Origin of the sequence: Dyella sp. (genome assembly GCF_035503745.1) — a bacterium.
GTDB lineage: Bacteria > Pseudomonadota > Gammaproteobacteria > Xanthomonadales > Rhodanobacteraceae > Dyella_B.
Window position 1 is genome coordinate 21548 of the sequence record NZ_DATJTC010000034.1, and the last position, 6520, is coordinate 28067.

General features: G+C 65.6%; 4 protein-coding genes. 1 reads left to right on the top strand and 3 read right to left on the bottom strand.

Annotated elements, in window-relative coordinates; genetic code table 11:
• Positions 1-40 precede the first annotated feature (40 nt).
• The 3 genes from VME63_RS13335 to VME63_RS13345 all read right to left on the bottom strand — a co-directional run bounded on the left by VME63_RS13335 (position 41) and on the right by VME63_RS13345 (position 5328).
• Positions 41-2641, bottom strand: coding sequence for an MMPL family transporter (locus tag VME63_RS13335; protein WP_325433849.1), 2601 nt, complete (start codon positions 2639-2641; stop codon positions 41-43).
• Between the two features lie 180 nt (positions 2642-2821).
• On the bottom strand, positions 2822-4612 hold the full coding sequence (gene dxs / locus VME63_RS13340) for a 1-deoxy-D-xylulose-5-phosphate synthase (protein WP_325433850.1): 1791 nt from the start codon (positions 4610-4612) through the stop codon (positions 2822-2824).
• Positions 4613-4728: 116 nt separating this feature from the next.
• Positions 4729-5328, bottom strand: coding sequence for an HNH endonuclease (locus VME63_RS13345; RefSeq protein ID WP_325433851.1), 600 nt, complete (start codon positions 5326-5328; stop codon positions 4729-4731).
• 255 nt (positions 5329-5583) lie between these two features.
• On the opposite strand from VME63_RS13345, the gene VME63_RS13350 reads away from it, so the two are divergent.
• The gene (locus tag VME63_RS13350) at positions 5584-6342 is read left to right on the top strand and encodes a SapC family protein (RefSeq protein WP_325433852.1); all 759 of its coding nucleotides are present in this window, start codon (positions 5584-5586) and stop codon (positions 6340-6342) included.
• Positions 6343-6520: the final 178 nt, after the last annotated feature.

Sequence of the window (6520 nt, forward strand, 5' to 3'; positions counted from 1 at the left end):
GCCATGCGGGCGGAAAGGGCGCGGCATCAATGCCCGGCCATCAGTGCCCGGTGCCGACCAGCTTCGACGGCGGCTTGATCGCGTAAAGCAACGCCGGCAGGAACACGAACGTTGCCAGCAGCACGGCGACCAGGCTGACCAGCAGCATGCGTCCCATGCTGGCCATGCCAAGATCGTGCGACAGCGCCAGCGAACCGAACGCGGTGCCGGTGGTGAGCGCGGAGAACAGCACCGCGCGCGCGGAGGCGGAGCTGACGAAGCGGCGCATGCCCGCGCGCCAGTTCATCACGAAATACACGTTGAAGGACACGCCCACGCCCAGCAGCAACGGCAGTGAAATGATGTTGGCGTAATTGATCGCCATGCCCAGCATGCGCGCGAGCAGCGCGGTCAGCAGCGCGGACATGCCTAGCGTCAGCAGCACGATGCCCACGTCTTTGAGGCGACGGATGGCCAGCATCAGCACAATGGCGATGGCGACGATGGCCAGCGATGCGGCTTGCTTGAATGCATTCATGATGGTGTCGGCCGAGGCGATGGTGGTCACCGCCGGGCCACCCGCATCGGGTGCGATGTGCTGAACCGCTTCCACGAAGTGGCGCAGGCCGGCCGTGTCCTGTTCGTTGACGGTCGGCGATACCTGGATGCGCACCTGGCCGTTGGGGCTGACCCAGTCGCGCTTGATCGATTCGGGCAGCGTCGCCAGCGTCACGCTCTGCGCGCTCAGCGCATCGCGCAGGCTTTGCAGCTGCGCCGGCAGGAAACGGCTGATCGCTTCATTCATGCCCATCAGGCGGTCGTCGGGCGCCTTGGCCAGGCGCTGCAGCGCGGCGTCGATGCCGCGCAGCGGCGAGTCGGGCGGCATTTCGGCGTTGGCGTCCATGATCGCCTCGTGCGTGTCCAGGATCGCGGCGCGCAGCGCGGCCGGTGTGACCGGCGGTGCGGAGGGTTCCACCGCCAGCGACGGTAGCATCAGCTCCTGCGCCTGGTCGAGCTGGTCCAGCGACTCCTGCTGGTGCGCCGGCACGAAGGTGGCCGCGGAGATCACGCTGGACACTTCCGGCAGCTTCGACAATTTGTCGGTGAGCGTGCGCGCGGTATCCAGGTTGGGCACCATGATGTTGATGTTGAACGGATTGGTGATCGGATTGTCGGCCAGGCTGCGCAGCGTGCGCATCGGCTCGGAATGGGGGTCCTGCGTATCGAGCGGATTGGCGTCGAACGGCATGCGGACGCCTGCCACCAGGCCCGCTATGCCCAGCAGCGCGAACACCGCCAGCACCGCCTTGGCGTGGCGGTGCAAGCCCACGTCCAGCACCGGACCGAACGGCAGCGCCAGCTCCTTGGTTTGCCGCGTCGGTTTGGCCAGGCTGAGCAGCGCCGGCAGCAAGGTCAATGTGCACACCAGGGCGATGCCCATGCCCACGCCGGCGATGGTGCCAAGTTCGGCGACACCGACGAAGCTGGTCGGCGAAAAGGCCAGGAAGCCGCATGCCGTCGCCGCCGCCGCCACGGCGATCTGCACGCCCGATACGCGCGCGCCTTCGGCCAGCGCCACGTCGATCTCGCCGTGCAGCATGCGCATCTCGCGCAGGCGCACGGCAAACTGGATGCCAAAGTCCACCGCCAGGCCGACGAACAGCACCGCGAAGGCCACCGAGATGACATTCAAGGTACCCACCGCCACCGCGGCGAAACCGGTGGTCAGTGCGAAGCCGGCCAGCAAGGTCAGCAGGATCGGAACGATGCGGCGTAACGAATGCATGGCCAGATACAGCCACAGCGCAAGCAGGAACAGGCTCACCACCGTGCTGGCGACGATGCCCTTGGTCAATGCGCCGAACTGCACGTCCGCCAGCGCGACCGAGCCTGTGTAGTTGATGTGCACGCGGCCGCTTTTCACATCCGGCAGTCCGTCGCGAATATGTTCCAGTGCGCGGGTGGCGGCCTTGCCCGGTTGCAGCGAGCCCTCTTCGAGCACTGGATGGGTCAGCACGAAACGCACGTTCTGCGCTTGCTGGGTAACGTCCGAGCCGAGCAGGTTTTGCCAGGACAGCGGCGTGGGATGGCCGTCGGCGGCGTTATCCAGCACTTGGCGCAACTGGTCGAGCGCGGGTTTGTACGGCGTGAGATCGGCATGCTGGATGCGCACGCCCGCGGCCATCAGCGATACGCCGTTCAATAATCCGCGCGCCGACGGATCGGACGCCAGCGGCCCCAGCAGCGGCTGCGCGCTCATCAGCGAATTGAGCAGCTTGGCCAGGTCGTCCGGATCGAGCAGCAGCAGGCCTTCCTTGTGGAAGAACGGGTCGGCATCGGGGCGCGTCACGTCGATGAAGTGCTTTTTATCCGCCTCCATCGCCTTGGCGAGCGCGGCGGCGGTTTCGTCCGATTCTTCCGGCGTATCGCCGCGCACCACGGCTACCAGCACATTGTTGAACTGCGGGAATTCGCGGTCGAACGCCATGGCGTGCTGGCGCCACGGCAGCGTGCTGGCAAACAGGTTGTCCGTGTCGGTGTCCACGCTCAGCCGATGCGCGGCCTCCCACACGCTGAGGGCAGACAGCGCGAAGAAGAACAGCACGACGAGCACGGCATAGCGCCGGCAGAATCGAGTAAGTCGGACGATGAACTCAGTCACGGGCCAAACGGTTCCTTATGAAAATTGCAGTAAAGCGCTTGCATGGAGGCGACCCCGTTCGATCGGTTGTGTCGCCGCAGCGGGGTTCGCCGCACGCCACGTCAAACATCCATCAAGCAGCTAAGGCGATTGAGCCAGCGCGCGATCCGTGCATGCTGGCGATGGGTGTTGCACATCGAGTCAGGCGCTCGCCTGACTTAGCGAAACCAGCTGCGGGAAGCGGGCTCGTATCGCCTGGCGGATGCCCGGCAGATCCAGCCCCGCCTCGCTCAGCACTTCTTCGCGGGTGCCGTGTTCCAGATACGCATCGGGCAGGCCCAGATGCAGGATCGGCAAGGTTACACCATGTGCGGCCAGGCACTCGGCCACGGCCGAGCCGGCGCCGCCTGCGATGGCGTTGTCCTCGATGGTGACGAAGGCCTGGTGTTCCTTCGCCAGTTCCAGGATCAAGGTTTCATCCAGCGGCTTGACGAAGCGCATGTTCGCCAGCGTCGCGTTGATTTCACGGGCGATTTCAGCCGCCGGCGCAAGTATCGCGCCGAAGCTGAGGATGGCCAGGCCACGGCCGCGGCGGCGCAGATCCGCCTTGCCGATCGGCAGGCTGTCCAGCGTGGTGCCGGCCGCCACGCCGGGGCCGGTGCCGCGCGGATAGCGGATCGCGGCGGGGCCGGGGTGACGAAAACCCGTGCTGAGCATGCTGCGGCATTCGTTTTCGTCGGCCGGCGCCATGACTAGCATGTTGGGCAGGCAGCGCAGGAAGGTGAGGTCGAAGCTGCCCGCGTGGGTGGCGCCATCGGGTCCGACCGTGCCGGCGCGATCGATCGCGAAGGTGACGTCCAGGTTTTGCAGTGCCACGTCATGGATGGCCTGGTCGTAGGCGCGCTGCAGGAAGGTGGAATAGATCGCCACCACCGGTTTGGCGCCTTCGCACGCCATGCCGGCGGCAAGTGTCACCGCGTGTTGTTCGGCGATGGCGACATCGATGTAGCGTTCGGGCCAGGCCTGCGAAAAACGCACCATGCCGGAGCCCTCGCGCATCGCGGGGGTGATCGCGAGCAGGCGTTCGTCGGCGGCGGCCATGTCGCACAGCCAGTCGCCGAAGACCTCGCTGTAGGTCGGCTTGGCCGGGCCGGTTTTCTTCACCACCCCGGCGCTGGGATCGAACGGACCCACCGCGTGGTATTCGATCTGCGCCCGTTCGGCCGGCGCGTAGCCCTTGCCCTTGGTGGTGATCACGTGCAGCAGCTGCGGCCCCGGCCGCTGCTTGACTTGGCGCAGGGCGGCAAGCAGGGCGGGCAGATCGTGGCCGTCGATGGGGCCGCTGTAATCGAAGCCCAGCTCCTCGAACATGCTGCTGGGCACCGATACGCTTTCGTCGTGCTTTTCCAGGCGCTTGGCCAGGCCGCCGACGTTTTCGCTGATCGACATGCCGTTGTCGTTCAGCACCACCAGCAGGTTGGCGCTGAGGTCGCCGGCGTGATCGAGCGCTTCGAACGCCATGCCCGCCGTCATCGCGCCATCGCCGATGACTGCCACGAAGCGGCGCGTGTCGCCCTTGCGCTGGGCAGCGATCGCCATGCCTAGCGCGGCGGAGATCGAGGTGGAGGAGTGGCCGACGCCGAACGTGTCGTACTCGCTTTCCGCGCGGCGCGGGAACGGCGCCAGGCCGCCTTTTTTCTTGATCGTGGTGATGCGGTCGCGCCGGCCGGTGAGGATCTTGTGCGGATAGCACTGGTGGCCCACGTCCCAAACCAGGCGATCGTGCGGGGTATCGAACTCGTGGTGCAGGGCGACGGTCAGCTCCACCACCCCCAGGCCCGCCCCGAAATGGCCGCCGGAGCTGGCCACTGCCTCGATCAGGTATTGCCGCAGTTCGTCGGCGACGGTGCGCAGTTGCGCGTCCGGCAGGCCCCGGAGGTCGGCCGGGTTTTGAATCCGGGACAGGTACGGGTAGCGGGACAGATCGATCATCCGTCTATTGTTAACCCTGCGTTAGGGCGGAGCAAGGGCAGAACCGGGGACGCGTCGCTCCCCAGTCAGCATCCGCCCTAGGGTAAACAGGCGCTAGTTCGGGCCGCGCAACGGCTCTAAACCATGGCCTCGCGCCGGTGCCGGGGCAGGTGGCTGACCAGAAACTCCATCTGGTCGGCCAGGATGTTGCGGTTGGACAGGATCAGGTGCTCCACCCAGCTTGGCCGGTACGGCACCGCCAGCAGGGGCATGTTGGCTTCCTGCGGGGTACGGTTGCCCTTGCGCAGGTTGCAGGCCAGGCAGGCGCTGACCACGTTCTCCCACTCATCGCGGCCGCGCTTGGAAATCGGCAGCACGTGGTCGCGGGTCAGTTCGCCGCGGCTGAAGCGCTCGCCGCAGTACATGCACAGGTAGCGGTCGCGCCCGAACAGCGCGCTGTTGGTGAGGGCCGGCGCCGGGTCGATGGCGTGATCGCGGCAATGGCCGGTGCTGGCGACGATGGGGTGCAGGTGGATCTGGCTTTGCGCGCCCAAGATGCGGTTATGGCCGCCATGGACGGTAAGGCAGGGGGCGCCCAGGGTCCAGGCCACCGCCTCGCGGACGTAGAGACAGACCGCGTCCTGCCAGCTGATCCAGTCCAGGATACGGCCGGCGGCATCCAGTGACAGCACGCGGGTCGCGTTCAGATCGGCCCGGTTTGGCACTTCCATAAGCATGCGTTTCGTCCTTCACCCAGTAGCGAAAGAGCGTCCCATCGATGCAATGGTGCTCGGTTTTGCCCGAGCATAGACCAAATGCATTGCAAATCGCATGCAAAACGGCTTCCAAGTCCATAAAAAACGTGCGGCCGGTCCGATTCGCCCCGGGCTGCGGGCGCTGATATAGTGATTGTCCATCTGTAGACCCGACGCCGGGTTTGGGAGGGGGAGCCTGGGTGGCGACCCCGGCACGGCGGGGCAGAGGTAATTAACGTGGCTGAAGTTCTTTTCTACGAGCGCCCGGTGCCGCTCAATCGCACCACCCACAAGGATCTGCGCATCAAGGGGCTGCAGAACCTGAAGTTTGCGCACAACGCGCATTCGGTGCCGCTCACCTGTACCGAATTCCCGATCGCGGCGCGCGACCTGCCGATCCTGTTCGCGGGCAATGATCTGGAAAGCGCCGGCCCAATGGCACTGCTGGGCCTGCGCCAGAACGAAAACCTGTTCCTGGACGACCAGGGCCAGTGGGCGCAGGGCGTGTATGTTCCGGCCTTCGTGCGCCGCTATCCGTTCGTGCTGGCCGAGAAGCCGCCGGGCGCGGAAGGCGACGACTTCACCGTGTTCCTGGACGAAGGCTACGAAGGCTTCAACCAGACCGAAGGCGAGCGCCTGTTCAAGGACGACGGCAGCGAAACGGACCTGCTCAAGAACGCCGTGAGCTTCCTCGGCGAATTCCAGCAGCACGTGGCCCGTACCCGGCAGTTCGTCGAAGATCTGCGCAAGCACGATCTGCTCGAGGCGCGCAATATCCGCCTGGAACGCAACGGCAACTCCATCAACCTCAATGGCCTGTACGTGGTCAACGAAGAAAAGCTGCGCAAGCTCGATGCGGCCACCGCGCAACAGTTCCTCGCCGACGGCACGATGGCCTGGATCTACGCCCATCTGCTGTCGTTGACCAATATCGACCGCGTAGGCCAGCGCCTGGCGCTGCGCGAAGACGCGGAAGCCGGCGCGACCAAGAACTGACCGGCCCTCGCACGATCGTAAAAAGCCGCCCTCGGGCGGCTCAGACTGCTGACGAACCCCGTGTTTTACGAAACACGGGGTTCTCTGTATCAGGCCCCAGCGAAAGCATGATGGCGGCAATGAAAAACGATCGGCCCGATCGTGATCGCCGCCTGACGCGGCTGAGGGGGGCTTGCAA